Source organism: Sporobacter termitidis DSM 10068 (assembly GCF_900130065.1).
Taxonomy (GTDB): Bacteria; Bacillota; Clostridia; order Oscillospirales; family Oscillospiraceae; genus Sporobacter; species Sporobacter termitidis.
In genome coordinates this window covers 143351-169659 of sequence record NZ_FQXV01000008.1, presented here as the reverse complement: position 1 = coordinate 169659, position 26309 = coordinate 143351, and the positions used below count along the sequence as shown (strand labels likewise).

The 26309-nt window shown below is 58.0% G+C and carries 24 protein-coding genes and 1 tRNA gene; 14 read left to right on the top strand and 11 right to left on the bottom strand.

Translation table 11 applies throughout. The features are described 5' to 3' along the window. The first annotated feature begins 5 nt into the window (after window positions 1–5). From BUB60_RS12360 to BUB60_RS12340, 5 genes are all read left to right on the top strand, one after another. Complete coding sequence (locus BUB60_RS12360; protein WP_073079483.1) at window positions 6–968, top strand: ATP-binding cassette domain-containing protein; 963 nt, start codon at window positions 6–8, stop codon at window positions 966–968. Beyond that, on the top strand, window positions 955–1722 hold the full coding sequence (locus BUB60_RS12355) for an ABC transporter permease (RefSeq protein ID WP_073079481.1): 768 nt from the start codon (window positions 955–957) through the stop codon (window positions 1720–1722). Before BUB60_RS12360 ends, BUB60_RS12355 begins: the two co-directional genes overlap by 14 nt. A 295-nt stretch (window positions 1723–2017) precedes the next feature. After that, the gene (locus BUB60_RS12350) at window positions 2018–2662 is read left to right on the top strand and encodes a redox-sensing transcriptional repressor Rex (RefSeq protein WP_073079480.1); all 645 of its coding nucleotides are present in this window, start codon (window positions 2018–2020) and stop codon (window positions 2660–2662) included. 112 nt (window positions 2663–2774) lie between these two features. Then, entirely contained in the window at window positions 2775–3296 is a 522-nt protein-coding gene (locus BUB60_RS12345) for a hypothetical protein (protein WP_073079479.1), read from the top strand. 203 nt (window positions 3297–3499) lie between these two features. Further along, window positions 3500–4780 carry a substrate-binding domain-containing protein gene (locus tag BUB60_RS12340; protein ID WP_073079478.1) on the top strand — a complete coding sequence of 427 codons (1281 nt, stop codon included), beginning with the start codon at window positions 3500–3502 and terminating at the stop codon, window positions 4778–4780. Between the two features lie 51 nt (window positions 4781–4831). Here the strand turns inward: BUB60_RS12340 and BUB60_RS12335 are convergent, their stop codons facing one another. The 4 genes from BUB60_RS12335 to BUB60_RS12320 form a co-directional block, all read right to left on the bottom strand. Further along, window positions 4832–6100, bottom strand: a complete 1269-nt coding sequence (locus tag BUB60_RS12335) for an immunoglobulin-like domain-containing protein (RefSeq protein ID WP_073079477.1) — start codon at window positions 6098–6100, stop codon at window positions 4832–4834. Window positions 6101–6805: 705 nt separating this feature from the next. Continuing rightward, entirely contained in the window at window positions 6806–7675 is an 870-nt protein-coding gene (gene galU, locus BUB60_RS12330) for a UTP--glucose-1-phosphate uridylyltransferase GalU (RefSeq protein ID WP_073079476.1), read from the bottom strand. A 21-nt stretch (window positions 7676–7696) separates the two neighbouring features. Then, complete coding sequence (locus tag BUB60_RS12325) at window positions 7697–8227, bottom strand: QueT transporter family protein (protein ID WP_159435404.1); 531 nt, start codon at window positions 8225–8227, stop codon at window positions 7697–7699. Between the two features lie 161 nt (window positions 8228–8388). Further along, window positions 8389–9021 (bottom strand): epoxyqueuosine reductase QueH, encoded by a 633-nt coding sequence (locus BUB60_RS12320; protein ID WP_073079474.1) that lies wholly within the window; start codon window positions 9019–9021, stop codon window positions 8389–8391. Window positions 9022–9128: 107 nt separating this feature from the next. On the opposite strand from BUB60_RS12320, the gene BUB60_RS12315 reads away from it, so the two are divergent. Further along, the gene (locus BUB60_RS12315) at window positions 9129–10085 is read left to right on the top strand and encodes an alpha/beta hydrolase (protein WP_073079472.1); all 957 of its coding nucleotides are present in this window, start codon (window positions 9129–9131) and stop codon (window positions 10083–10085) included. Window positions 10086–10087: 2 nt separating this feature from the next. Here the strand turns inward: BUB60_RS12315 and BUB60_RS12310 are convergent, their stop codons facing one another. The 4 genes from BUB60_RS12310 to BUB60_RS12295 all read right to left on the bottom strand — a co-directional run bounded on the left by BUB60_RS12310 (window position 10088) and on the right by BUB60_RS12295 (window position 14385). Further along, a complete protein-coding gene (locus BUB60_RS12310) occupies window positions 10088–10843 on the bottom strand; it encodes an EFR1 family ferrodoxin (RefSeq protein ID WP_073079470.1) in 756 nt (251 codons plus the stop codon). 438 nt (window positions 10844–11281) lie between these two features. After that, on the bottom strand, window positions 11282–11692 hold the full coding sequence (locus BUB60_RS12305; RefSeq protein ID WP_073079468.1) for a hypothetical protein: 411 nt from the start codon (window positions 11690–11692) through the stop codon (window positions 11282–11284). 95 nt (window positions 11693–11787) lie between these two features. Next, on the bottom strand, window positions 11788–13056 hold the full coding sequence (locus BUB60_RS12300) for a glucose-6-phosphate isomerase (RefSeq protein ID WP_073079466.1): 1269 nt from the start codon (window positions 13054–13056) through the stop codon (window positions 11788–11790). A gap of 99 nt (window positions 13057–13155) precedes the next feature. Next, entirely contained in the window at window positions 13156–14385 is a 1230-nt protein-coding gene (locus BUB60_RS12295; RefSeq protein ID WP_073079464.1) for a D-alanyl-D-alanine carboxypeptidase family protein, read from the bottom strand. A gap of 292 nt (window positions 14386–14677) precedes the next feature. On the opposite strand from BUB60_RS12295, the gene BUB60_RS12290 reads away from it, so the two are divergent. The 7 genes from BUB60_RS12290 to BUB60_RS12265 all read left to right on the top strand — a co-directional run bounded on the left by BUB60_RS12290 (window position 14678) and on the right by BUB60_RS12265 (window position 20815). Further along, window positions 14678–14751 (top strand) — tRNA-Gly (locus BUB60_RS12290). Between the two features lie 197 nt (window positions 14752–14948). Beyond that, entirely contained in the window at window positions 14949–15137 is a 189-nt protein-coding gene (locus tag BUB60_RS20455; protein ID WP_073079460.1) for a hypothetical protein, read from the top strand. A 367-nt stretch (window positions 15138–15504) separates the two neighbouring features. After that, window positions 15505–15915 carry a hypothetical protein gene (locus BUB60_RS19810; protein ID WP_143162341.1) on the top strand — a complete coding sequence of 137 codons (411 nt, stop codon included), beginning with the start codon at window positions 15505–15507 and terminating at the stop codon, window positions 15913–15915. Between the two features lie 587 nt (window positions 15916–16502). Next, complete coding sequence (locus tag BUB60_RS12280) at window positions 16503–16670, top strand: DUF1540 domain-containing protein (protein ID WP_073079457.1); 168 nt, start codon at window positions 16503–16505, stop codon at window positions 16668–16670. A 161-nt stretch (window positions 16671–16831) separates the two neighbouring features. After that, on the top strand, window positions 16832–18031 hold the full coding sequence (locus BUB60_RS12275) for a DUF819 family protein (RefSeq protein ID WP_073079455.1): 1200 nt from the start codon (window positions 16832–16834) through the stop codon (window positions 18029–18031). Window positions 18032–18049: 18 nt separating this feature from the next. Then, window positions 18050–19393: an aspartate aminotransferase family protein gene (locus BUB60_RS12270; RefSeq protein WP_073079452.1), complete on the top strand. Its 1344-nt coding sequence runs from the start codon at window positions 18050–18052 to the stop codon at window positions 19391–19393. Window positions 19394–19510: 117 nt separating this feature from the next. Then, window positions 19511–20815: a glycosyltransferase gene (locus BUB60_RS12265; RefSeq protein WP_073079450.1), complete on the top strand. Its 1305-nt coding sequence runs from the start codon at window positions 19511–19513 to the stop codon at window positions 20813–20815. A 75-nt stretch (window positions 20816–20890) separates the two neighbouring features. Here the strand turns inward: BUB60_RS12265 and BUB60_RS12260 are convergent, their stop codons facing one another. Further along, window positions 20891–22177 carry a GDSL-type esterase/lipase family protein gene (locus BUB60_RS12260; protein WP_073079447.1) on the bottom strand — a complete coding sequence of 429 codons (1287 nt, stop codon included), beginning with the start codon at window positions 22175–22177 and terminating at the stop codon, window positions 20891–20893. A gap of 539 nt (window positions 22178–22716) precedes the next feature. On the opposite strand from BUB60_RS12260, the gene glmS reads away from it, so the two are divergent. After that, window positions 22717–24546 (top strand): glutamine--fructose-6-phosphate transaminase (isomerizing), encoded by a 1830-nt coding sequence (gene glmS, locus BUB60_RS12255; protein ID WP_073079445.1) that lies wholly within the window; start codon window positions 22717–22719, stop codon window positions 24544–24546. 135 nt (window positions 24547–24681) lie between these two features. On the opposite strand, the gene ymfI is transcribed toward glmS, so the two are convergent. Further along, window positions 24682–25383, bottom strand: coding sequence for an elongation factor P 5-aminopentanone reductase (gene ymfI, locus BUB60_RS12250; RefSeq protein WP_073079443.1), 702 nt, complete (start codon window positions 25381–25383; stop codon window positions 24682–24684). Window positions 25384–25396: 13 nt separating this feature from the next. Next, window positions 25397–26173 carry a TIGR00282 family metallophosphoesterase gene (locus BUB60_RS12245; RefSeq protein ID WP_073079441.1) on the bottom strand — a complete coding sequence of 259 codons (777 nt, stop codon included), beginning with the start codon at window positions 26171–26173 and terminating at the stop codon, window positions 25397–25399. Window positions 26174–26309: the final 136 nt, after the last annotated feature.

The window sequence follows — 26309 nt, the reverse complement described above, 5'->3', positions numbered from 1 at the left end:
CCGCCATGACGATGACTCAGGACGCCATCACTGTTCGCGGGCTTGAAAAGTCCTACAAAAATGTTCAGGTGCTGAGAGGCATCAGCTTTAACGTGCCGAAGGGCACCGTCTTTGCCCTCCTCGGCCCCAACGGCGCGGGCAAAACAACCGCAATCAAAATCCTGACAACACTTTTAACGCCGGACGGAGGGACAGCCAGCCTGTGCGGCTACGATGTGCTGAAGCAGCCGGCGCAGGTGCGCCGGGAAATCAGCCTGACGGGCCAGTTTGCCGCCGTCGACGGCGCTTTGACCGGGCGGGAAAATCTTCGGATGATCGGCAAGCTGCGGCATTTGAAGGACGCCGGCAAAAAAGCGGAGGAGCTGCTGGCGCGGTTCGAGCTGTCAGGCGCCGCCGACCGGCGCGTCTCCTCTTACTCCGGCGGAATGCGCCGGCGCCTTGACCTGGCGATGAGCCTCGTCGGCGCCCCCGCCGTGCTCTTTCTTGACGAGCCGACGACCGGTCTCGACCCGCAAAGCCGCCTCAACATGTGGAAAATAATCAAGGAACTGACCCGCGCCGGGACCACCGTGTTCCTGACGACGCAGTATCTTGACGAGGCGGAGCAGCTGGCCGATCAGCTCGCGATACTCAACAAAGGAGAAATCGTCGCCGCCGGCACCCCGGCCGAGCTGAAAAAGCTCCTGCCGCCGGGCCATATCGAGCTCAAAATCCTCGAGGAACGGCATCTTTTAGAGGCCCGAGCGCTCCTGCAGGAATTCAAGCTGCATTTTGACGAGGGCAATCAGGTCCTCTCCGTTGAAACAGACGGAAGCATCGCGCATCTCACCGATATCCTGAACCGCCTTAAAAACGCGGGGGTCTCCGTCTCAGAGCTGACCCAAAAACAGCCGACGCTGGAGGATGTCTTCCTGATGATTGTCGGCGGCCCCCCAGAGAAAGGAGCCGAGCGCCATGTCAACTTTTAAAAACTTCCTCAGCGACACGGCCGTCTTAAGCGGCCGGATGATGCGCCATAACCTGCGCAGCATCGATACGATCATCACGGTCGTCGCCATGCCTGTCGTGATGATGCTGCTGACCGTCTATGTCTTCGGCGGGGCGATGAATACAGGCGGCATCAGCTATACGAATTATGTCGTCCCCGGCATTATCCTGATGACCATTGCCAGCGGCGTGGCCTACGCGGCGTTCCGGCTGAATAACGATGTTACCGCCGGCATTTTCGACCGCTTTCATTCCATGCCGATCGCGAAGTCCTCAATTTTGGGCGGGCACGTCCTGTCGGCTGTGGTGTTCAACGCCGTTTCAACCGTGCTGGTCATGCTTTTTGCCTTTCTGATCGGCTTTCGATCAGATGCCGGCATCGTCGGCTGGCTCTTGGTGATCGGCTTTCTTCTGCTCTGCACCCTGACCTTGACATGGGTCGCCGTCCTGTTCGGGCTGCTGGCAAAAAGCGCCGAAGGCGCCAGCGTCTTCAGCTATTTTCTGCTGCTCCTGATCTTTATAAGCCCTGCCTTCGCCCCGACCGGGACGATGCCCGGCGTCATCCGGGCCGTGGCCGAGAATCAGCCGTTTACATCTATTGTCGAAACCGTCCGCGCTCTTCTTTTGAATCAGCCCGCCGGTAACAGCGCGCTCGCCGCCGTTCTCTGGTGTGCCGGCATCCTGCTTGCCTGCTATATCGCCTCAATGCGGATCTATAAGCACAAAATCAGATAATGTTATCGCACCCATGGAACCTTTTAAAATCTGTAGCGTCTTAGGCATAGCACCACACACACACAACCACCAAAAAGGAGAGGCCGGCTTTGACAGCCGGCCTCTCCTTTTCGGGAAAAAGCCCCAAACCGCCTTAACGGTCTGGAGAATTGCTTTACAGCGTATCGTCTTTGTGATATTTTCTAAATATAAAAGCGGTTTCCGGCGGCGCCCGCCGATTTCCGCGCGAAGCATTTGACAAAACGACTATTTTTGTGATATGTTATTTCAATGTAAAGTCATTGGGGAGTTTGATATGGAACAAGGAAAAAAGATACCTGATATTGTCATCAAACGCCTTCCGATCTACTACCGTTTTCTCACGAATCTGCACCAGATGGGCATCAGCAGGGTCTCCTCAACCGACCTTGGCAAAAAGATGGGGATCACCTCATCGCAGGTCCGGCAGGATTTCTTTAATTTCGGCAGCTTTGGCCTCCAGGGCTATGGCTACGATGTGGATCAGCTCCGTCAGGAGATAGGCGCCATTTTAGGACTGGACATCCCGCGTTCGATGATTATTATCGGGGCCGGGCATCTCGGCCAGGCGCTTGCAAGACATTCGGCATTCGAGAAGGACGGTTATACCGTCGTCGGCGTTTTTGATATCAATCCGCACCTCATCGGGGAGAATATCCGCGATGTTGAAATCATGCATGTCAACAGGATCACGGAATTCGTCAGCCAGAACAAGGTCGACATCGCCGTGATCACCGTCCCGCGCACCTACGCCAAGGAGGTGGCGGATCTTGTCATCGGGCTCGGCATCAAGGGCATCTGGAATTTTACCTCCGTCAAGCTCGCCGTGCCGGACGACGTCGCCGTGGAGAACATCCACCTGAGCGACAGTCTGATGACGCTTGGCTATTATATGAAGGAAATGCATGAAACCAAAAAATAGCATGCATTTTACGGGCAAATCACTTATCGTTTATACGAACTTACGGGGCGGAAAACCGCCCCGTTGTTTTACGCATTTTCCACCGGACTAAAACCGGAAAGGCGGGCTGATTTTGGAACAGGCAACATATTGTGATATCATCCGTGACCAGACGGCGCGGGCTTTATGGGAGGCCGGCAACGTCATTGACTGCGTCCCGGACGATTGCTGGGACAGGCCATACTACGGCGTGCCTGTGTGGAAACATGTCTACCACATGCTGCACTCGCTGGATTTGTATCTCATCAATCCCCGGGACAAAAGTTTCACCGAGCCGCCGTTTCACGAGGAAAACCTGAACGATCTCGACATCCCGCCCACAAAATCCTTGTCGCGGAAGGACCTCGCCGATTATTACGCCGCCGTAAAATCCAAAATAATCTCTTATCTGGGAACGCTCCGCGACAGCGGCCTTCTGGAATGTCCCGAGGGCTGCGAGTACACGAAATTCACGCTGATCCTGGCGCAGCACAGGCACCTGCACACGCACATGGGGATGCTGATGGGCTTTATCGTCAGCGAGACCGGCCGCTGGCCAAGGATCATCGGATTATCCGGTACGATCCCGGCAGGACCATACGATAAATTTGAATGACGCCGCCGCTGTTCCGGCCGGCGAAAAGTCCGCTCTTATCTGAATTCAACGCCGCGCAGTGTCATAAACGGGTGTCCGGCATCATAGGATGTCGGGCACCCCTCTGTTTATACGCGCGTTACCGGGCCACAGAGTTCCCGCCGGCTTTGAGTCGAAATGGCAGCTTGTCATGACGATATGATTCTATCAGAAGGAGTGGAAAAATGAAAAAGGCAGCAGCAATCCTCGTCGCCGTCCTCCTGGCGCTGTCGCTGGCAGCTTGCGGCAGCAGCCCCGGCACAACAAACGCTTCCCCCTCCGGGGCCCCCGCAGCACCTTCGCCCGGGGCCGGCGCGAGCCCGTCCGCCGCGGACGCTTCCCCGCAGATCTCCGAGCCGGCGTGGGAGCCCGGCTTCTATGATCCGGAGATGGATTACTCAAAAAACCCCAGATACAAGGTCGCGTACATGACGCAGCAGACCAGTCTGCTTTTCGATTCCTTCAGCAAGGCGTTTCAGAAGTGGGCGGATAAGGAGAACGTCGAGTACAGCTTCTGGTGCGCCAACGGCGACAACGACCTTTACATCACGACCATCCAGACATATGCCGACCAGGGCTATGACGGCTTCCTGACCGACCCGGACATCACCATCTATCCCCGCATCGGCGATCTTATGAACGATATCAAGCTGCCGTGGATGCCCGTTATGGGGCCGCCGCGCGACGCCGACGGGAAGCTGATCCAGCCCAGCGTCGGCTTTGATTTTCAGGACGACGGCAGGATCATGGCGCAGTGGCTCATCGACTACCAAAAGAAGACCTGGCCCGACGCCCAGCCGGCGGAGATCGGCTTTTTGGCCCTGGATATGTCCACCTCTCCCCCGCTGCACGTCCGCGTGGCCGGAGAAAAGGAGGTCTGGGACAAGGCTTTTCCCGGCAATGAGAAAAACTTTTTTATCAGCGACGCCGCGTCTCAGAGCAGTGCCGCGCTGAACGCCGACACCGGCTACAATATCACCGGCCCCGTTATCACCGCGCACCCCGACATCAAATACTGGCTTGTCGGCGCGCTGCTGGACGACTTCGCCATGGGCGGCGCCCGGGCCTTTGAAGCGGCCGGCAAGCAGGATAACGCCGTGGAGATCGTCATGGGCGGCGACGGCCTCATCACCCAGTGGGACGAGGGGCAGGACAGCTGCTGGAAAGCCGCGCTCTACACGGCGGAAACGGTCTACGCCGAGCCGATCTTCAACGGCCTTTACGCGATGCTGTCCGGCCAGGCCACGCCTGAAACGCTGTGGCCCGCGTGGATCAATCATTCCGCCGGCGAGAAATACGCCTCCCTCATGCTCCCGTCCGAAATCATCACCAAGGAAAATTACCAGTCCTTTATGGCCTACTGCGACCTGTACACCGGAATAAAGATGACCGATTACACCTGGGACGGGACCTCTTACCCCATGCGCCTGGAGGTTCCCGCCGCGTATAGTGCCCCCGCCGCGTGACCGGTAATGGGCGGGCGGCTGGGAAGGATTGCGCTGCCTTTACGGCGGCGGTCATTTGACGATCTCAAATACGCCGTTTGTGATTTTATAATCCGTTCCAAAGCCCGACTTCCCGGCGGCGCCAACAGCGCTGAAGTACTTTAAATTGCTGCTCGTATCGCAGATCAGGACGAAGGAAGCATCGTCAAGCCAGACGATATCCCTGATCTGCGTGACGCTGCCGTCCGGATTGGCCAGGGATTGTATCTCTCCGCGGCCCGGGCGCTCGTAACCGTAGGATAGCTTTTCCTCGCTCAGCGAAACCGACTTGCCGCCGCCGGGCGAATAAACCTTGTATCGCGCCAGGTTCCCCCCAAGGCGCTTTTCCGTCATCCTTTCAACGGCTTGGACCGGCCCGGAAATATCCGCGGCATCCGACGGCCAGGGAATCCGGGCCGTCGCCGCCCCGATATAGATTTTTGTCATCTCCCAGCCGGCGCAGTTGCTGAGATAGAGGCCGGCGCCGTCCGTAATGAGATAGCTGTAAATCGTCTGCGTGATGCCGGGGTCCGCGCCAAACTTATCGCGGCTGTTATCATGTTTGAACAGATAGTAACCGCTGTGATTTTCATTGTAAACACAGTCCAGGATGATCGGGTCGCCCTCGATGGTAAACCGCACCAGCCGGAGCATTGCCGGCATGCCCAGGGCGGCTTTATCGACGAACGCCGCCAGCTTTTCGGTATTCCAGGTTCCTTTGAGGGAGAAAACGACGTCTCCGTTTGCCGCCGCCGCTTCGCTCGAATAATCCTCCGGCAGCTTCTCAAGAGGCTGATACCCAAAGGGCGTCTCCGCCGTGATCGCGGACGGGCCGATGCGGAATTCGGCAAAGTACCGTTTATCGCCGATTTTTTTGATGAGCCTGTAGCTGCCGTCGGCAAACCGGTAATCCAGGTCAGAAAGCTTAAAGCTGCCCGAATTCACGGCGTGGGGCTTCAGGATGACTCCGATCATGATCCACGCCATGTTCTCCGGGAACGGCACCTGATACCACGTGCCGTCCTTACTGACCTCGACGGCGTATTCCACGCCGTAGGTCAGCTCCGCCGCCGTGTTGTTGGCGATCGTATAGGAAATCTCCGGCACATCGCTGCCGTAGACCTCGTATTCCGTTTTTATAATAATATCCCCCGAGGTATCAAAGTCCGAATCCTGATACTCGGACGGCTTCAGCCCGCCGCGCGGCGAGGGCGCCTGCGTCCCGTTCCCCGCCCCGCCGCCGCAGCCCGCCAGCGCACCGGCCAGGGCCGCGCAGCATATCAAGGCAATGATTCTTTTCACATCCGGTCACCTCCCATTGTCCTTTTGACGTCCCCAGCGCCGGAAAGTTTCAATATGATTGCCGGGAAGCGGCCTGCTGCCCGGCATAAAGACCGGCGGCGGGCCGGGTCGTCCCGGCGACGGAAATGCCGTTGAATTACCGTAACGTAGGGCGGGGGCTTGCTCCCGCCGCTCTTGTACGGTGCGGCGCCGACAGAGTTCCCTCCTTCAGTCGCCTGCGGGCGACAGCTCCCTCGTCTGAGGGAGCCGGGGAAGGACGGGGCGATGTATCCGCCGTTTTAGCCCCCGCCGTGCCGACAAGAGCGGACGACCAATGGTCGTCCCCACGGCATATCCTTTTGTTTTTTCGTAGGACCCCCAAGCATTGTCATTCCCGCGAAGGCGGGAATCCACGTTTCCCTGTCCCTCTGTCTCGGGGCTCCGCCGCGCCAACAGGAGCGGGCGAACACCGTTCGCCCCTACGAAGACTGACAATCCATGCGGCGATCCTGCGGGCGCGGGGGATTCCAAAGGAGGAGGCGGCGCTTATCGCCTCCGACAAACAAGGCGTTACGGGGCTCCCTCATCAGTCGGCTGCGCCGACAGCTTCCTCCGGGGGAAGCCTGGATTCCTTGATATTTATTATTGTTTGCCGCTATAATTTAAAGAAGTGGGATATATTGAACACAAGTTCAATATATCCCACTTCTTGTTTTTGCCTGTGAGTTACAGGTTTTTTGCTTTGTCGATGATAAATTCCTTCAGCCAGGGGCCGATTTCATCGCTCTCCAGGGCGTAGTCGATGGTCGCTTCGAGGAAGCCCTTCAGGTTGCCGGTGTCGTAGCGGCGGCCCTCAAAGTCGACGGCCACCATCGGCGACTGCTTGCAGAGCATTTTCAGGCCGTCGGTAAGCTGTATCTCCCCGCCGTAGCCGGGCGGCGTGCACTCCAGGATATCGAAGATGTCCGGCGTCAGGACGTAGCGCCCGAGGATGGCGTAGTTTGAAAACTTCTCTTCCAGCGTCGGCTTTTCGTTCATGTCGGTCACGCGGAAGATGCGCTCCTCCAGCGGTGACACCTTCAGCGAGGAGTATTTTGAAATCGCCTCGTCGGCCACCGCCTGCGTGCCGACGGCGCTGGCGCCGTATTTTTCCGCCGCGGCGATGAGCTGCTTCATCACCGGCGTTTTGGCCATCATGATATCGTCGCCCAGCAGCACGGCAAAAGGCTCTTCTCCGACGAAGCGCTTGGCGCGCCAGATGGCGTGGCCGAGCCCTTTTGTCTCCTTCTGGCGCACGTAGAAAATATTCGCCAGGTCCGCCGACATCCGGACGGCCTCGGCCTCTTTTGTCTTATTGTTCTTTAAAAGCCTTTCCTCCAGCTCGGGATGGTAATCGAAGTAGTCGTCCATCGCCGATTTGGCGCGGTTCGTGACGATCAGGATATCCTCGATGCCCGACGCCACCGCCTCCTCGATTATGTACTGGATGACGGGCTTGTCGACCATCGGCAGCATTTCCTTCGGCACGGTCTTTGTGGCGGGCAACATGCGGGTGCCGAGCCCCGCCGCCGGAATAACGGCTTTTCTGACTTTCATCTTATTTCCCCCAAATTGTTCTTATCTGTTCTGCGCGTACAGCGCCGTCAATGTTCTGAAAAAGCTGGACCGGGGCAGCAAAATAAGGGCCGGCAGCCCCAGCACATACAGGATCACGAGCTCCCCGAATCCGACCTGCAGGCCGCTGGCGATAAACGCCGGCCAGAATGCCCCGGGCGCGGCTGTTGTTTCATAAGCGATCAGCGCGCCGATAACGAGGCCGTTGATAACCACCGGCGGCAGACAGGCCAGCGCCTTGACCGCCGCGTGCTCTTTGCTGAGGCGCCCGATATACATGGTGCACAGCGCGGCCAGCAGCGTTGCCAGCGAGCCGAACACGATGTCGAGAAGACCGTAGGCGCTCAGCAGATTTGCGACAACGCAGCCGATAAACAGTCCCCACGCCGAAAACGGGAAAAAGAACGGCAGGATGCAGAGCACCTCCGAGAGCCTGAACTGAATCGGCCCGTAGCTGATCGGCGCGAGCACCATCGTCAGTACTGCGTAAACGGCGGCAATGACCCCCGCGAAAGCAATTTTCCTGATTGTCATGATTTTCCCCATCTGCCGTAATTTCAAACATTTTTGCAGTATAACAAGCTTTTTGCAGCTTTGCGCGCCTGCGGGTGCGTGTGCGCAATATCCGCGTGCAGAACATTATATCAGCTTGGGTTACAAAAACAAGAATGAATTGTAAATTATCTGGCAGCCCGTCAAGGGGCCTCGCCGCCAGGCCGGGCAGCGGCCAGCGAATATCGGCAGCCACAGTAATTCTGCCGGTATAGGCCGTACTGCGCGGACAGCTCGATGGAGCGCTTATAGCCGTTTTTCTTCTTGAAATCGGCATACAGGTATTTGACGCCGTATTTGTCCGCAAGTTCCCCGCCGATTTCGTTGAGCGCCGCGGCGTTCTTGTGCGGGCTGACGGAGAGCGTCGTGGTGAAATAGTCGAACCCGCCCGCCTTTGCGCGCCGGGCCGTCTCCTCCAGCCGCAGGGCGAAGCATTTGCGGCAGCGCCCGCCGCCTTCGGGCTCCCCCGCCAGCCCGGCGGCCGCCGCGTCAAATTCCTCCGGGCGATAGTCCGCGACGCTCAGGCGCACCGGATTTGGAAAGTCCATGGCGGACACCAGCGCGGCCTGGACGGCGGCGCGTTTTAAAAACTCGCTTTCGGGATAAATATTTGGATTATAATACAAAACGGTGATGTCAAAAAAGCGGGACAGGTATTCGAGCACATAGCTGCTGCACGGCCCGCAGCAGCTGTGCAGCAGGAGCTGCGGCGCCGCGCCCGACAACGCCACCCCGCGCAGCGTCTCGTCCAGCATGCGCTGATAATTGACCGCCATGCCACACCTCCGATCCTGAAACCATTGACTTAACAAAAAAAGTAAAATATGATGGTCCTATGCTGCCCACGCAGCCGACAGTATATCATACGGGGAGACGATTTTCCATGTCCACTCTCACGGAATTCACTCTGGATTCCACAGATCAGAAAAGCAAGCTGCACGTCTGCCGGTGGCTGCCCGACGGCGGGGACGTCAAAGCCGTTTTGCAGATTGCCCACGGCATCGCCGAGCACATCGGCCGGTACGACGAATTCGGCCGCTTTATGGCGGACAACGGGTTCGCCGTCGTCGGCAACAGCCACCTGGGCCACGGCCGGTCGGCCGGTCGGGACGAGGACCGGGGGTTTTTCGCCGACAAAAGCGGCTGGGACGCCGCCGTCGACGATATGCACAAACTGTTTGAGAAAACCCGGGCGGAGTACCCTGGCCTGCCGTATTTCCTGCTGGGCCACTCGATGGGCAGCTTTCTGACCAGGACGATGCTCATCAAATACCGGGACGGGCTGTCCGGCTGCATCATCAGCGGGACAGGCCAGCAGACGGACGCCCTTTTAAATCTCGGGCTTGCGCTCGCCGGCATTGAGAAAAGACTTTATGGCGGCAGAAAGCAAAGCCCCCGGCTCAACCTGCTGTGCTTCGGCGCGTACAACCGGCGCATCAAGCCGCTGCGGACACCCTGCGACTGGCTGTCCCGGGATCAGGACATCGTCGATAAATTCATCGCCGACGAGGCCTGCGGCTTCGTCCCCACCGTGGGCATTTTCAGCGATATGCTGGGCGGCATCAAATTTGTAGGCAAGAAATCCAATGTGGATAAAATGCGCAAGGACCTGCCGGTCCTTTTGATCTCCGGCGACCAGGACCCGGTGGGCGACTATGGCGCGGGCGTGGAAAAGGTGTACAGGCTCTTTAAGGAGGCCGGCGTCCGGGACGTCGCTATGGCGCTCTACAAGGGCGCCCGCCACGAGGTTTTAAACGAGACAAACAGGCCGGAGGTCTACGCGGATATCCTCCGGTGGATCGGCGACAGGATGCAGGGCAGCTCAAAAAAGGACGGGTGACGCTATACCCGCTCTTCCGCGCAATGGTATCTCGGCTTTCCCTGCGAGCTTTTTTTATACTCGACGGCCTCCGCCGGGCAGAGGCAGATACACGCCATGCAATGTGTGCACCGGCTGCCCCACACCGGCTTTCCCGATTCAAGCCGGATGTTGTTCATCGGGCACAGGCCGGCGCATTTCCCGCAGGCGGTGCAGGCGTCCGTCGTGTGAAAGCCCTTCGCCTTGACGACGAACCTGTAAAACACGGGATTTACCGCCGCGCTCAGCAGCTTTCCGCCGAGGGTCGCTTGCTCCCGCAGCAGCGGCCGCCCTTCCCTGACGCAATTCGCCGCGGCCTCGATGACGGGCCCGGCCTTTTGTATGATGACCCGCGCCGCCTGCTTATCCGGAGCGTCATACAGGGCGATATAGTTTTCAGGCATAACGACGGATATGAGCCCCATAAGCTCAAAGCCCATATCCGCGCACAGCCGCGCCGCGTACGCCGCCGCGGCGCCGGTTTCGCTGCCGCAGGTCAGGACAAAATACGCTTTTTTGCTGCCGGAAAACCGGGTTTCCCTGATGAAGCTCTCGAAGACGCGCGGTATCCTCCAGGCGTACGTGGGGCAGACAAACACCAGCGGCTTTTCAGAATCGAACGCCGCGCCGCCGCCCTTTTTGATAAGCACGTTCGCCGAAACGACCCGGTCGTCGGCGATTTGGCCGATGCGCCTGGCTGCGTAAAGGCTGTTGCCGGTACCGCTGAAGCATAAAATCATAGGACCCCTCTTTTCAGCCGATTTTGAAATCATCCATATTATACCACAGTTCCCACGGCGCGGCGCAATACCCACCCGCCCACCCGATAGAGGTATAGGGGCTGCGCCCCTATGGCCCCCGTTGCTGGGGCTCCGCCCCATACCCCGTTATGTGCGTGCGCAATAACGGCCGCCGTGCGCCAATATGCGGAGAAAGATGGGGACGGAGGCAAGGGCGCTGCCCTTGCCGCTTAACCACAGGCGCGCATAAAAAGCGCCATGGGCAAGCCATGGCGCTTTTTGCAGCGTGATTATAGATGCTGCGGACATTCTCCGTGCCGCGCGTCCCCATTGGCAGCGCCTCTGCAAAAACGAAACCGGGGTATAGGGCGAAGCCCCAGCAACGGGGGTCATAGGGGCGCAGCCCCTATCCCTCTCCCGGGCCGGGTGGGCGGGTACTTAAAAATACTTTCTGATACCTTCCGTTGCCAGCGAGGCGTCGGCGCTGATGGTGATGGTGAACTTGATGTTCTCCCGTTCGGAGAAGGACTCGCACCATTCGACGAAATCCTCGGCCCTGCTGTCGATCTGCTGGTCAATAATTTTCAAGAGGCTGTCGATGAATATATGGGTGATGTCGTAGTTTTCCGCGTGCAGGCCGCTGATGAACCCTTTCAGAAAATCATAGCTGTCAAAGCCGTAATTAGACGCTTCGATCAGCCGGACAGCGTGCGGAATGTCATAGGTCAGCTTTTGTCCCTTTTCAATGCAGACAACCTCACCGTTTTCCTGATTGACTGCCGCGTGGACGAGATCAATAAGCTGCTTTGTCTTACCGGAGCCCTTTAAGCCCATGATGACCTTAACCATAAAACACCTCTTTCGCTTTTTTTCATTTTATCAGTTTTTACCCGCGGTATCAACTAACAAAATATGAATTTTGCATAAATTCCGTCAGAGCTTCGTTATTTCTGAAGCCCGAGAATGGCATACATGTTCTTTTTATACGCCTCAACGCCGGGCTGGTCAAAGGGGTTGACTTTTGAGATCAGCGCCGACACGGCGCACGACAGCTCGAAAAACTGCACCAGGGCGCCGAAGTAATACGGCGACAGCTGCGGGACGTCCAGCTGGATCACAGGCACGCCGCCGTCGTTGTGCGCGGCCTTTGTCGCTGCAAACGCGGCGCGGTTGAGCTCCTGCAGCTCCCGCCCGGCGAGCGTTTCAAGCCCGTCCTCCAGCTCCCCGTCTTTTGGGACGCGGATTGCGGCGGACGTCTTCTCTATTGAGACGAACGTCTCAAAGAGCGACCTCTCGCCGCTCTGGATATACTGCCCCAGGGAATGCAGGTCCGTGGTAAACTCGGTATACACCGGGAAGATGCCGCGGCCGTCCTTCCCCTCGCTCTCGCCGAACAGCTGCTTCCACCATTCGCCCATGGAACGAAAAGACGGCTCGAAGCAGCCGAGGATTTCGATCTTTTTCCCCTGTCTGTACAAAGCCTGTCTGGCGGACGCGTACTGCAGCACGTCGTCCTTATCCTTATTCATAATGTCGCGGGCGCCGGACATGAGCTCGTCGATATCGATACCCGCCACGGCGGCCGGCAGCAGCCCCACGGCCGTCAGCACGCTGTAACGGCCGCCGATGTCGTCCGGTATCGCGAAGGAGGTGTACCCCTTGCGGTCGGTGAGTTGCCGCAGCTTGCCCTTCTCGCCGTCGGTCGTGGTGTAAATGCGCTTTCTGGCGCCCTCGGCACCGTATTTCGAATCCAGCAGATTTTTAAACACCCGGAACGCCGCCGACGGCTCCATCGTCGCGCCGGACTTTGACACGTAGTTGACTGAAAAATTACGGCCGCCGATTAAAGCGATAACCTGTTCCAGATATTCTCCGGACAGGTTATTGCCGGCGAAATAGATGTCCGGCGTCCTCTTTTTTATTTGGTTGTAATAAGGCGTCCTCAGCAGGTCGAGCGCGGCGCGCGCCCCGAGGTACGAGCCGCCGATGCCGATGACGACGAGGACTTCCGAATTGTCCGCGATCTGATACGCGGCGCTCCTGATCGCCGCGGACACGGCGTCGGAATAGTCCTCGGGCAGGCGCAGCCAGCCGGCCCCGCCGCGCCCGATTTTCCCGTCCAGCAGGTCCGTCAGCGCTTTCTTGTCCTCCGCCCCGGGCAGTTCCTTCTCATCAATAAAGCTCAGGGCGCCAGTCAGGTCGGTTTTGATCATCCGCGTCGTCCTCCGGCTGATTTTTTATCTCCAGCGCCCGCAGCGCACTGCAAACGCCTCTATCTTCCTTAGAGTTATTTTATCCCAATCGCCGATTTTTTACAACCCTCCGGTAAACAACATCTGCAAAAATTGTCCGAAGATATTGCCCCAGCCGAGCTTGCCGACGCTGTCGCCGGCAACGATCGGATATTCGCCCAGAACGTTGTCGCCGCTTTTCACAACGAGCGCGCCGAGCTTATCGCCCGCCTTGACGGGCGCCGGCACCTTGTCGATGACCTGCACCTCTTTCGTCACCGTGGACGCCGTCTCCTTGTCGACCAGGATCTTGTCGATGCCCTGGATCACGGGCTGGACATACGGCACCTTTCCCAAATTGACGCGGACCGGCAGCAGGGCGCTGTCCGGATACGCCGAAATGAGGGAATAGTTGGCGAAGGCGTAGCTTAAAAGCGTCTTGGCGCTCTCAAACCTGTTGGCGGACGTCTCGGCGTGCAGGATGACGGCGATGTACTCCACCCCGTCCCGTTCGGCCGTCGCGGACAGGCAGTACTTCGAGCGGCTGGTGAAGCCCGTTTTCAGGCCCGTGGCGCCCGGATAATAATAGATGAGCTTGTTGGTGTTGTTCAGGCCGAATTCGCCGTTGCGCACGCTGTCCATCCAGATTTTCGTGAATTGCTTGATCATGTCGTGCTTGATCAGCTCCCTGGACATTGTAGCGATATCGCGGGCGGTCGTCACGTGGGTCGTATCGTCAAGCAGCCCCGTGCAGTTGGTAAAGTTCGTGTTCGTCATCCCCAGCTGCTTGGCGCGCTCGTTCATCTTGGCCACAAAGACGGACTCCGAGCCGGAGAGATACTCCGCCATCGCCACCGCGCAGTCGTTGGCGGACGCGACGACGATCGATTTGAGCATATCCCTCACGCTCATCTGCTCGCCTTCCTCCAGGAATATCTGCGAGCCGCCCATGGACGCGGCGTAGGCGCTCGTCGTCACCATGTCGTCCAGGGTGATCTTCCCGGCCTCGATGGCCTCGACGATGAGCAGTATCGTCATGACCTTCGTGACGCTGGCCGGCTCCAGCTTTTCGTCGGCGTTTTTCTCATAAATGACCCTGCCGGTCTCTTTTTCCAACAAAATCGCAGAGGGCGCGGAGATATTCAGGTCAGAGACGTTGGCAACGGGCGTCTCCTCCTGGAAGACGGAGGCGTCGACGGCCTCGTTGTCGTCCTCGGCGAGAAACACCGGTACGGAGTCCTCGGCGGCAACCGGCATGACAAAGGCAAAAACAAGCACAAAAACGAGGATGATCGAGATCATTTTTTTCATAGTCAAATCCCCTCCTTGGTACTACAGGGATATGATTTTTTCGGGACAAATATAACCTGGCCGCACAGCAAGTCTCCCGCGTCCAGAGGGAAGCTTCCAGCGCCAGCGAGTCGCGCCGGAGTCGGCGCGTCAAATCGAGCGCGCCAAGTCATAGGCTCCGTTCCGTCTGGGTCGCAGAGGCGGAGCCTCTGAAGGGGCAGCAGGGGCGAAGCCCCATACCTCTGCTGGGCGGGCGGGTGGGAATTTTTCGCTTGCATTTAGGAAAAGTTGTGTTAAAATAGTGCTTACCCTCGCAGGATTAGTTCAATGGTAGAATGTCAGCTTCCCAAGCTGAACACGCGGGTTCGATTCCCGTATCCTGCTCCAAAATCGAAGCCTCAAAAGTGCTGTAATTACAGTATTTTGAGGCTTTCTTATTTTATTGGCCGGTAGAATTGCAGGCTTACTTGAGGCGTAAAAAGGGCAAAAAATTTAAAACGTACAGGTCAAGATACAAGTCAGCGTTTAATCTTGTTGCCGCTCATTTTGTTTGCCCCTGGGCATACTACCCTCGGGTGAGGGATATGACCACTTACATTATCCGCGTCATCGTGACGTCGGGTACGACATATGAATACCCAGTTAAAACACAGCGATTGGCCGAACTCGAAGTTGAACGTATCAAGAAGGATGGATACCGGCACTACGAAGGTAATGCTGTGATTGAGTACGGGTGGGTCAATGACGTGACGTGGTTTAGAAGAGAGGAATAAAAGAGGCCGGAGGCGTTGACCCCCGGCCTTTTGTGAGGTCATTACTGATCAACATTTTCAACTCTTATGTTTATTCACGCTATCATGATAACACCGAAATTCGTATTTGTCAGTCCTGGACTTTTTTGTTCGTCCACCTATCTGTCACCTTTCCCATGCTTCATGTTGTCTTGAAGTAATAAAGTATGCAAAAGTGACTTTTAGTAAATTAAAAAGGATACACCACATAATGCACAAAACCTTCCATTTTTTGTTGCAAATCTCATGCTCGCTTGTCATATATATCTGAAAGCATGAAAGGGGTGAGTCCATTGGTTCATTAGTTCTATTAATATAACAAACATCAAATTACAAAGGAGATTATGTTATGAAAAAGCTGGCTCGTTTGTCGACTTCCGCCTTGGTACTCTTTGTTGTTACCGCTATTTGCATGTTTTCAGCTTCTGCTGCTGGCGGACTTGATCAAAGTGGATCGCTTACCTATCCTAACACCGCTGTATATACATATAATTGCGTTCCATCAAATGGTAAAAATTTATCCGTAACTGTATACAACCAGTCTACAAGTACGAGCAACCTGAAATATACACTCACCATATATGATCCGACAACAAATCAAACGGCGACAATTTCACCAGTAAGTGGTATTAGTCCGGGCGATCAATACAATACGACGGCAAATAATGCAGCAGGTTTGTCATTACAGCTAACCGTGACATTACAGAACATCAATCCTTTTACGATCGATAATTATAGAGTTTACATTTCGCAGTCTTGAGGATACTCAAAGTGTAACGGTTGCACGTATTGTTTATTTCTGTGCCTAAGAAGTAAAATAGCCAGGTTTACCTACGCGGTAGACCTGGCTATTTTTAGTAAGAGTAATTTGACATCCCGCAGGTTGAGATGACTACGTGTTGGAAATAGGCTTCAAGTTTCATTTCTATGTACTTACTTGTCTCTCTCGGGAATACCTGCATCGCATCAACCTCCAATCACGCTTGTCTGCGCCCGCCGTGGCCTGTCACACTTTGCTGGTGCATGGCATATCCTATCCCGTAGACATATCCTATTTTCAAAATCAGGAGGGACATCATGAGGTTTTTGAGGGGTTTCTTCTTTTGCCCATGCTGCGGGTGTCGGCTCTTTAATGGGTTTTGCAGACGCTGCGGGCGTCGCTGGTAATACTAAATCAAGCTTGGTTATCGCCCCGCCCGTACTTGTTATGGGCGGGGATAATCTTTTTTCCACTATTGCTCCAATGCGGAACGCCCGCTTGCCTCTGATTGCATGCGGCGATCATCCCTTGTCCGTGGTATATTTCCCAGTCTTTGGGCAAAGCTAGAGGTGAAGGAGGTGAAATGCATGGAGACTTCTAAAAGAGCGGTAAAATGCGGCGTGGAAGATTGCCAGTACAACAAATCGAACCTCTGCCAGGCCAGCAACCTCGTGATCAATCCCATGGGCGACAATGTCGTCGAGACGAACGCCGGAACACAGTGCGATACGTTTAAAAGCCAGTCAGCAACATAATCGGCCATCTCTTGATCTCCCGTTTTCGCGGGGGATCAATTTTTTATCCTCCGGCGGGGGGGTGCGCGGATTTTTAACCAAATCTTAGCCTTTTCGAGCTTTGAAACGGCAGCGGGATATGATACAATAGCAAAAATAATCAAACAGAGGATATTGGGATAATGCTTGTCACGGTGATCTTGTTTTTAACCATCCTGTTCCTGCCCCGGCTGATCATTCTGGCCGCCGATAAGGTGCCTTTTTTGAATACGCTGGGTTCGGTATTTCTGTGCTATTTCATCGGGCTGCTGCTGAGCTTTGCCTTCAAGGCCGGGGGCGCCAACATATCGCTCGCCGCCGATTTTTCGTCGGTGCTGGTGTGTATCGCCATGCCGCTCATTCTCTTTTCGGCGGACCTGCCCGCCTTGAAAAAGCTCGCAAGGCCCATGCTCACCTCCTTCGCGATGAACTGCGTGGCGGCGGTCGCCGTGGCTGCCGCGGCGTTTTTCCTGTTTAAAAGCATCGTCCCCGAGGCCCAGAACATCAGCGCGATGCTGGTGGGATCCTACGTGGGCGGCACGCCCAACATGATCGCCATCGGCAAATCGCTGAGCGCGTCCAACAGCCAGATACTTTTGCTCCAGACCGCCGACATGATCGGCGGCGGGACCTATTTTCTGCTGCTCCTGTCCCTGATGCCCTGGCTGACCAGAAAGCTGCTGCCGAAATATAAGCCCGTCGGCATTGCCAAAAGCTCGGATATGGCGGCGGAAACGCAGCGCTATACGGAGGAATTCAGCGGCAGGAAGCAAAGCATCCGGCCCTTCAGTGCGTTTTTGAGCCGGGCGGGGCTCGTCGGGCTGACTCTTTTATGCTTTGCCGTCGGGGCGGGGCTGTGCCTGCTGCTCCCCAGCAAATACGGGAACACCGGGCTTGCCAAGCTGAGCGAATATACCGTTGTGATCATGCTGGTGGTGACGACGGGCGGCATCGCCCTCTCCTTTGTCAAAAAAATACGAAGCGCTCCCGGCTCCTACAGCACCGGGCTCTATTTCATTTTGATGTTCGCGGTGGTGATGGGCCTCTCCTTTGACGTTTCCGCTATCGGCCAGGTCCTGGTCCTGCTGGCGATGGAACTCGTGATCCAGTACGGCACAGTGGCGCTCCACCTGCTCATGGCAAGGCTCGGGAAAATCGACAGCGACACCATGACCATCACCTCCTGCGCCGGCATCTTCGGCCCGCCGTTCATCATCCCCGTGGCCAAGGCGCTGCGCAACGACGAGGTCATTCTGCCGGGCATCCTCTGCGGCATATTAGGGCTCGTCATCGGCAATTACGCCGGCATCGGCGTCGGGAATTTGCTCGGCTTATTTACATAACGCGAAAGGACAGGCTTCATGGACAGCACACTGGATAAAATCAAATCGATCAAACAAGGCGACCTTGAAGAATATAACAAGTATTCGATGCTGGGCAGCGGCCAGCACGGCATCTGCTTTTCCAAGGGCCGCGGCGTCCGGCTTTACGACCTGGAGGGCAAGAGCTATATCGACTGCACCTCTCAGGGCTGGGCGCTTTTTCTCGGGCACGCCAACGAGGAAATCCGTCAGGCGGTCTACGAGCAGATGGGCGAGCTGGGGCATCTGAACCAAAACAGCGACAGCCTGCCCCGCTACGCCCTGGCCAAGCGCCTGGCGGACCTGGCGCCCGCCAACTTAAACCGCGTCCTGTTTACGGTCGGCGGCAGCGCCGCCATTGAGGCGGCCATGAAGATCGCGGCCAAAAACGTGAAGGGCGCGCGCAAATTCGTGTGCCTGCAGGACGGATACCACGGCACGTCGCTGACCACCGGCGCGGCCTCCTGGATCTCCACGAAAGCCGCCGGCATCTTTACCGGCTTCAACAGCTTTTCCGGCATCATCAACGATCTGTTTATCCGCGTTCCCAACCCGTACGTGTACCGCTGGGCCGGCTCGTCCGACCCCGAGGGCTGCGTCGACTACTGCCTGAAGGCCGCCGCGGAGACGCTTCGGGCCGGCGTCTGCGGCCCGGTGGCGGGCATCATCGTCGAGCCGCTCCAGGCCAGCGGCGGGCAGATTCCGCTGCCCAGACGCTATCTGCAGGGCCTCCGGCAGCTCTGCGACGAATTCGGCTGCCTGCTGATCTTCGACGAGCTGCAGACGTTTTGCAGAATCGGGGATTATTTCGCCGCCACTAAATACGAGGTCGAGCCGGACATCATCTGCATCGGCAAATCGCTGGGCGCCGGCTTCCCCATTGCCGCCATCATCATCCACGACAGGCTGGAGGGCTTTGGCCCGCTGGGCGAGGATATCCACACCTTCTCCAACAACGGCGTGGCCCAGGTGGCGGCGCTCAAGCAGCTGGACATCGTCGAGCGCGACCGGCTCCTGGAGCATGTCAGCGTCCTCGGCGCGCATTTCGCGGCGCGGCTCGAGGCCCTGAAGAAAGCGTATCCCTGCATCGGCGACGTCCGGCAGGCCGGGCTGCACATCGGCATAGAGTTTGTGGAGGACCCGGCGACAAAAGCGCCCGATATGGTCCTGGCCCAGACAGTAAAGCACGCCGCCCAGGCCATGGGCCTCCTTCTGGGCGAGGCGGGATACCGCCTGAACGTCCTGAAAATCAAGCCGCCGTTCATCATGACGGCCGGGGAGGCCGACGAGGCCCTCGCCATCTTTGAGGCGGCCCTCAAAGCGGCGCTGCAGAAAAAGCAATAAGCAGCGCGCCGCCGGAGGCGGGAAATAACGCCGGCACCTTGTATAATCGCCGCCGGCGTGCTATCATACTTAATAATGGGACAATGGAAATTTTATACTGCAGGGGCATCGGTCAGTATGGACGATAAACTCAATATCTGTCTTCTCAACGAGTCGTTTCCGCCCGTCATTGACGGCGTGGCCAACTGCGTTTTGAATTATGCGGAAAATATACAAAAGAACTCCGGCAACGCCATTGTGGCCGTGCCGCACTATCCCGGCGTGACGGACGACTATCCTTACCGCGTCGTCCGTTATCCGAGCATCAACACCACAAAATCCATCGGCTACCGCACAGGCATCCCCTATTGGCCGGCGACGCTCCGGGAGCTGATGAAAAGCGATATCGACCTCATCCACACGCACTGCCCGTTTGTGTCCACGATGTTCGCCCGGGCGCTCCGCTCGGCCGTCAACGCGCCCATCGTGCTCACGTACCACACCAAATACGACATTGACATCAAAAACGCCGTGGAGCTCGGGTTTATACAAGCGGCCGCCATCAAATTCATCGTCTCCAATATCGAGGCCTGCGACGAGGTCTGGGTCGTCAGCGAGGGCGCGGGAGAAAATCTGAAGAGCCTCGGCTACACGGGCGGTTACCGCGTTATGGAAAACGGCGTGGACCTGCCGCGGGGGCAGGCCGCGCCCGAAGAGATCGCCGAAATCTGCGCGGAATACGGGCTTGAGGACGGCGTCCCGACGTTTTTGTACGTGGGGCGCATGATGTGGTATAAAAATATCCGCCTCACCCTGGACGGCCTCTTTCGGGCCAAGCTGCGCGGGGCGCGGTTCCGGATGGTCTTTGTCGGGAGCGGCGCGGACTTTGAGGAAATCAAAATCTGCGCCAACGCCCTCGGCCTGACGAAGGAGTGCGTCTTTACGGGCATCGTCAAGGACCGGAAAAAGCTGCGGGCCTTCTTTTCGCGCGCGGATATGTTTCTCTTCCCCTCCACCTTTGACACCAACGGCATCGTCGTGCGGGAGGCCGCCGCTTGCGGGCTGGCCAGCGTGCTGGTGCGCGGCAGCTGCGCGGCCGAAGGCATCACGGACGGGCGCCACGGCATCCTGATCGACGAAAACGCCGACGCCCTCGCCGACGCCGTGCTGCGCGTCGCCCACGATCAGGCGGCCGCCAGGGTCATGGGCAAGACCGCCATGGAGGAAATCTACCTTTCCTGGGAGGACGCCGTCGGGCGGGCCACGGCGCGCTATCCGCAGGTCATCAAAGACTATAAATCGTCGCAGCCGGAGCACGGCGACTTCCAGGCCGGCAAGCTCTTTAAGCTCGCCGACGATATTGAGCTCGGCCTGACAAAGCTGAAGGTCTACCGGAACAAGCACAGGTCCTCCGGCGTGCACAAAAGGCTCAGAATCAAATAAGGCTGTCGATAAAGCCCTTCGGGCTTTGCCGACAGTTTGAGGCTCCCTCGCCAGAGGGAGCCGTTTTTATTGCCTTCATGCCGCCGGCAGGATGCCGCCTTTTGCCGCATCGAGCGTCACGGTATTTGTGCCGCCGTCCCAGGAGACGCCGATATCGAGGGCCGCGGCCAGCTCGCGCAGCCTGATATAGTTATTGCCGCCGATATTATAAACCGTCAGGCGCAGCGCGTTGCCGTCCATCACGACGGCGGACTTGCTGAGAAGCGCCTTGGCGGGCATGCCGCACTGAATCGGCGCCAACTCCCCGCCGACGGGCGCGTACGCCGCGCCCGAGGTGACGGTCACGGTGTCCGTCGCGCCGTCCCAGGAGACGCCGATCTGCTTTGGCGTGCCGTTTAAGGCCATGGCCGCGTCCCGGAGCTTGATATAGTTGCTGTCGTCGATGATATAAGCCCCAAACGGCAGCGTCTGCCCGTTCACGATAAAGCGCGAGGGCGAGACGGCCGCGCTCACCTGACAGCCGTCGGCCAGGGGCTTCAGCTGCTTCCAGAACTCGCCGGCGATGACCGTGTAGCCGGACTCCGTCGGATGGATATCCGTCGCCACAAGGCTGTCCGGGGCGGCCGCCATCGCGTCAAACGTCGGAACATAGGAGATGGACGCGCCGGGATAATCGGCCTGCACGCCGGCTATCGCCGTTTGTATCAGCGTATTGAGATACGCCGTCGGCTCGTCCAGGTCCACGCCCGCGAGCGCCGACGCCACCGGAAGCGGGTTGTAGTAACCCATGACGAAAATCCTCACGCCGTCGTTTGCGGCCAGCATGTTCCGCAGGATCGTCTCGTAATCGGCCTGGATTCCCGCGCCCGTCGCGCCATAAAGCTCATCGATCATCTGCTTCAAAATCTGCGCGGCTTTGTCCAGATCATAATCGGTCACGCTCTTCAAGGTCCCGGCATAGGCGTAGAGCGGCCCCAGCAGGTCGTTCGCGCCGACGTCTACCGTGATAATATCGGCATTCCGGACGAGCGCGGCCCCCGGGGACGACGCGTCTCTCAGCGCTTCGGTTTTCTGCGCCAGGCCCTTTGCTGTCTCTCCCGAGAGACAGTAATCCTCGTTAAAGCCGCCCAGCACGCCCGCGTCTTTTAAAAGCCCCGCAATATCGTCCGTATAGCCCTTGTCGGAGCCGGGCTCCGAGCCCGGCGCGCCGACGCCGCCGCGAACACCCGCGGAGACGGAGTCTCCGAAAGCCACATAATTGATCGTCCCCGGTGCGCCGGCCGCCAGCCCCGGCGTGCACGCCAGCGCGGGCAGTGCCAGCGCCAGGACAAGGAATACTATGGATTTTGCCGTTCTTTTCATAAGTACTCATTTCCTTTCCGCGTTGCTTTACATCTTTTTGCAGTTTAGCACTTATTTGGCTTGAGCGTCAACCGACGCACAGAAGCGGCCTTATGAAGTCTTTCATGAGACCGCCCGTTTTTGCCCCGCCTTGTCGTCCATTCCTTGACAATTTGAGGCCGGCATAATATACTGATAGTGTATAAGAATCAGAAAAGTGCGCAAAAGAATTCATACAGCTGACTGAAAGGAGGAGAAATCGGCTTAAATCCGGCCGAAAGGCGGTGAGAACATGTCCGGCATTAAAATTTAGAAGCGCCAGACTTCACGCAGAGCGCGGAGTTGACGAGGGCGGGGTTTATCGAAGTATTCGGCGGGTGCCCCGTGCTGCGGTCCATCAGCATTACAGGTTTTACAAATCCTCAAGCAATTGACGGGACAAAATAAACCTGATTGGGCCTTGGGTTTGACATGCATACCAGCGGTTTTGAAACCTGGTGTGCTTTTTTTGCGCAAAAATCGGTTCTTAAACGAATTTATTTTGTCAAGGAGATTCGTTTATGTGCGGTATCGTTGGATATATCGGCAATCAAAATGCCGTCCCGATTTTGGTGGACGGTTTGAAGAAGCTGGAGTACAGAGGGTATGACTCCGCCGGCGTCGCCGTTTGCGGCGGGGGCGCCATCGACATCAGGAAATATAAAGGCCGGCTCTCCGTGCTGGAGCAGCGCCTAAACGAGGCGCCCCTCAGCGGCACGCTGGGCATCGGCCACACGCGCTGGGCCACCCACGGCGAGCCCTCCGACCAAAACGCCCATCCCCACGCGGGCGGCACGGGCGACATCGCCGTGGTGCACAACGGCATCATCGAAAATTACCAGCAGATCAAAAACGAGCTGACGGCGCTGGGGTATGAATTCCGCTCCGAAACGGACACCGAGGTGCTCGCCCATTATATCGACCATTTTTACGAGGGGGACCTCGCGGAGGCTGTAAGAAAGGTCCTCGGAAAGATCCGGGGCTCCTATGCGTTTGCCGTCGTCAGCGGAAAAGAGCCGGATAAAATAGTGTGTGTGCGGAAGGAAAACCCGCTGATCGTGGGCGTCGGCCAGGGAGAGAACTTCGCCGCCTCGGACATCCCGGCGATTTTGGAGCACACGAGAGATATTTACCTGCTGGACGAAAACGAGCTGGCGGTCATCAGGAAGGATTCCGTGAGGTTTTATGACCTCGCCGGCAACGCGCTGGAGAAGAAACTGCTGAAGGTCGACTGGGACGCGGCGGCGGCGGAAAAAGGAAACTATGCGCATTTCATGCTCAAGGAGATCCACGAGCAGCCCGGCGCGGTCCGCAATACGATGACGGGGCGCGTTTCGGAGGAAGCGGCGGGCGTCACCCTGGACCGGATTTCACTGACGCGGGAGGACCTGGCGCGCATCGGCAGGATTTGCATCGTGGCCTGCGGCACGGCCTACCATGCCGGGCTTGTGGGGCAGTACGTCATCGAAAATCTGGCGGGCCTGCCCGTTGACGTCAAAGTTGCCTCGGAGTTCCGCTACAATTGTCCTCTTGTCGACGACAGGACGCTGCTGCTCGTGGTCTGCCAGTCCGGTGAAACGCTCGACACGCTGATGTCGCTCAAGGAGGCCAGAAAGAAGGGCGCCAGAATCCTGAGCATTGTCAACGTCATCGGCAGCAGCGTGGCGCGGGAATCCCACGACGTGCTCTATACCAGGGCCGGACCGGAAATCGCCGTGGCCTCCACAAAGGCCTACACCGCGCAGCTGATCGCGCTCTATGAGGTCGCGCTGCAGCTTGCGGCCCTCAGAGAGACGATGTCCATGCCGGAAATCGAAGAGTTCAAGCAGCAGATGCTGGGCCTGCCGGCGCGCATCGAAGAAGCGTTGAAGCTCTCCGAGCCGCTCCGGCTGTTTGCCGGGGAGCACGCGCAGGTCAGGGACCTCTTCTTTCTGGGGCGCGGCCTCGATTACGCCGTGGCGCTCGAGGGTTCTCTGAAGCTCAAGGAGCTCAGCTATATCCATTCCGAGGCCTATCCCGCCGGCGAGCTGAAGCACGGCCCCATCGCCCTCATCGAAAAGGGCACCGTCGTCCTGGCGCTGCTGACGCAGGAGACGCTTTATGAAAAGATGGTCAGCAACATCAGGGAGGTCAAAGCCCGGGGCGCCTATGTTCTGGCCATCGCGGCCGAGGGCGCGCCCGCCGTCGACACGGCTGCCGACGCGACGCTCAGGCTCCCGGCGGTGCCCGCCCTGCTGGCGCCGGTCGTGGCCGCGGTACCGCTGCAGCTGCTGGCCTACCACATTGCCGTGGCGCGCGGCAACGACGTCGACAAGCCGCGCAACCTGGCAAAATCAGTCACGGTGGAGTAAACCGGCGCCAAAAGGCCGTCCGATCAGTTTCGGACGGCCTTTTTATGTGGCCATTGTTCTGGCCTAATGCGTATTTTCATCATAAGATCAACGGGCGAACTGTGTTTGCTCGCCGTTCTTATGCCACTTTGATTTTTATGAAAAGCCGCCGTCTACGCCGATAACCTGGCCGGTGATGAAGCGCGCGCCGTCGGACGCCAGGAAGCGGACGAGGGCGGCCACGTCTTCCGGCGCGCCGATATATCCAAGGGGCGTGGCGTCGATGAGCGATAAGCGCGTGGCCTCGTCCAGCGCCGCGTTCATGTCGGTCTCGATCACGCCGGGCGCCACGCAGTTGACGGTGATACCGCTGGGCCCCAGCTCCTTGGCCAGCGACTTTACCAGCCCGATGAGCGCCGCCTTGGACGCCGAATAGACCGCCTCACATGAGGCCCCGACGACACCCCAGACGGAGGAGACGACGATGATGCGCCCGGACTTTTTCCGCACCATGGAGGGAATGGCCGCCTGGCAGCAGTTGATGACGCCGCCGAGGTTGAGTTCCAGCAGCTGCCGCCACTCCGCCTCCGAGGTATCGGTCAGCAGCTTTATAAGCGACGCGCCGGCGCTGCAGACGAGGACGTCGGGCGGCGCGATCTCCTCAAACAGGCGCCTCACCTGCGCGCTGTCGGACACGTCCGCCCGGACGGCGGCGCCGCCGAGCTCCCTGGCCAGATGTAACGCCGCATCTTCCGATTTCAGATAATTGACGGTGACGTCGTATCCGTCGGCGGCCAGAGAGCGGACGCAGGCGGCGCCGATGCCCCGGGAGGCGCCCGTTACAAGCGCTGTTTTCACCGTGGCGTGCCCCCTATTCCATGAATCGGAGCGGCTCGGCGCCGAGGCACCGGCCGGTCTCCGTGTCGATTTCAAATACGGCGCCCTCCAGCTTGGCCTGCCCGCCGGCCGACTCGTACCGCTGGGGCGGGTTGCCCAGGAACTTGGAGATGGACTGCTCCGGCCGGATGCCGATGACGGAGGACACGGGGCCCGTCATGCCCAGGTCCGTGATAAAGCCCGTCCCCTTCGGCAGGACGGCGGCGTCCGACGTCTGGACGTGGGTGTGCGTGCCCCAGACGGCGGACACCCGGCCGTCCAGATAAAAGCCCAGCGCCTGCTTTTCGCTCGTCGCCTCGGCGTGCATGTCCACCAGTGTCACCTTGGCCGCCGACTGCTTTAAAATCCGGTCCGCCTCGAAAAACGGGTTGTCCGGCGCGAAATCCATATGGCAGCGGCCGATCAGGTTGATAACGCACACGTCGCCGAAGGCGGTGTCGAAGACGCCCCAGCCGCGCCCCGGGTTCTGGGGCGCGAAGTTGGCCGGGCGGAGAATATACCTGTTTTCCTCCAGGTACCCAAGCATCTCACGCTTGTCCCAGGTGTGGTTGCCCAGCGTGACAACATCGGCGCCGGCCTCGAACATGGCGTCGGCCTGGCTGGCGGTGAGGCCGAAAACAGAAGCGTTCTCACCGTTGACCACCGTAAAGGCGATGTTTTTTTGTTTTTTGACAGCGCGGAGCTTTTTGGACAAAAGCTCCAGCCCCACGCTGCCGTTGACGTCGCCGACGGCGAGTATATTGACGGTCATATAAGCCTCCTGAGTTTGCTTGTGTGGGGTAGTGATTGATATCGCCCCTGCATATGCGAGGAACGGAGGCAAGGGCAGAGCCCTTGTCCTACTGACGATTTCCACTATGGTATCAAATCGAAAATGAGCGGCTCAC

Excerpts from the sequence above, each read along its gene's own strand:
- BUB60_RS12360 (WP_073079483.1), top strand. The coding sequence starts at position 6 with ATGACGATGACTCAGGACGCCATCACTGTTCGCGGGCTTGAAAAGTCC.
- BUB60_RS12355 (WP_073079481.1), top strand. The coding sequence starts at position 955 with ATGTCAACTTTTAAAAACTTCCTCAGCGACACGGCCGTCTTAAGCGGC.
- BUB60_RS12350 (WP_073079480.1), top strand. The coding sequence starts at position 2,018 with ATGGAACAAGGAAAAAAGATACCTGATATTGTCATCAAACGCCTTCCG.
- BUB60_RS12340 (WP_073079478.1), top strand. The coding sequence starts at position 3,500 with ATGAAAAAGGCAGCAGCAATCCTCGTCGCCGTCCTCCTGGCGCTGTCG.
- galU (WP_073079476.1), bottom strand. The coding sequence starts at position 7,675 with ATGAAAGTCAGAAAAGCCGTTATTCCGGCGGCGGGGCTCGGCACCCGC.
- BUB60_RS12325 (WP_159435404.1), bottom strand. The coding sequence starts at position 8,227 with ATGACAATCAGGAAAATTGCTTTCGCGGGGGTCATTGCCGCCGTTTAC.
- BUB60_RS12320 (WP_073079474.1), bottom strand. The coding sequence starts at position 9,021 with ATGGCGGTCAATTATCAGCGCATGCTGGACGAGACGCTGCGCGGGGTG.
- BUB60_RS12315 (WP_073079472.1), top strand. The coding sequence starts at position 9,129 with ATGTCCACTCTCACGGAATTCACTCTGGATTCCACAGATCAGAAAAGC.
- BUB60_RS12310 (WP_073079470.1), bottom strand. The coding sequence starts at position 10,843 with ATGATTTTATGCTTCAGCGGTACCGGCAACAGCCTTTACGCAGCCAGG.
- BUB60_RS12305 (WP_073079468.1), bottom strand. The coding sequence starts at position 11,692 with ATGGTTAAGGTCATCATGGGCTTAAAGGGCTCCGGTAAGACAAAGCAG.
- BUB60_RS12300 (WP_073079466.1), bottom strand. The coding sequence starts at position 13,056 with ATGATCAAAACCGACCTGACTGGCGCCCTGAGCTTTATTGATGAGAAG.
- BUB60_RS12295 (WP_073079464.1), bottom strand. The coding sequence starts at position 14,385 with ATGAAAAAAATGATCTCGATCATCCTCGTTTTTGTGCTTGTTTTTGCC.
- BUB60_RS20455 (WP_073079460.1), top strand. The coding sequence starts at position 14,949 with ATGACCACTTACATTATCCGCGTCATCGTGACGTCGGGTACGACATAT.
- BUB60_RS19810 (WP_143162341.1), top strand. The coding sequence starts at position 15,505 with ATGAAAAAGCTGGCTCGTTTGTCGACTTCCGCCTTGGTACTCTTTGTT.
- BUB60_RS12280 (WP_073079457.1), top strand. The coding sequence starts at position 16,503 with ATGGAGACTTCTAAAAGAGCGGTAAAATGCGGCGTGGAAGATTGCCAG.
- BUB60_RS12275 (WP_073079455.1), top strand. The coding sequence starts at position 16,832 with ATGCTTGTCACGGTGATCTTGTTTTTAACCATCCTGTTCCTGCCCCGG.
- BUB60_RS12270 (WP_073079452.1), top strand. The coding sequence starts at position 18,050 with ATGGACAGCACACTGGATAAAATCAAATCGATCAAACAAGGCGACCTT.
- BUB60_RS12265 (WP_073079450.1), top strand. The coding sequence starts at position 19,511 with ATGGACGATAAACTCAATATCTGTCTTCTCAACGAGTCGTTTCCGCCC.
- BUB60_RS12260 (WP_073079447.1), bottom strand. The coding sequence starts at position 22,177 with ATGAAAAGAACGGCAAAATCCATAGTATTCCTTGTCCTGGCGCTGGCA.
- glmS (WP_073079445.1), top strand. The coding sequence starts at position 22,717 with ATGTGCGGTATCGTTGGATATATCGGCAATCAAAATGCCGTCCCGATT.
- BUB60_RS12245 (WP_073079441.1), bottom strand. The coding sequence starts at position 26,173 with ATGACCGTCAATATACTCGCCGTCGGCGACGTCAACGGCAGCGTGGGG.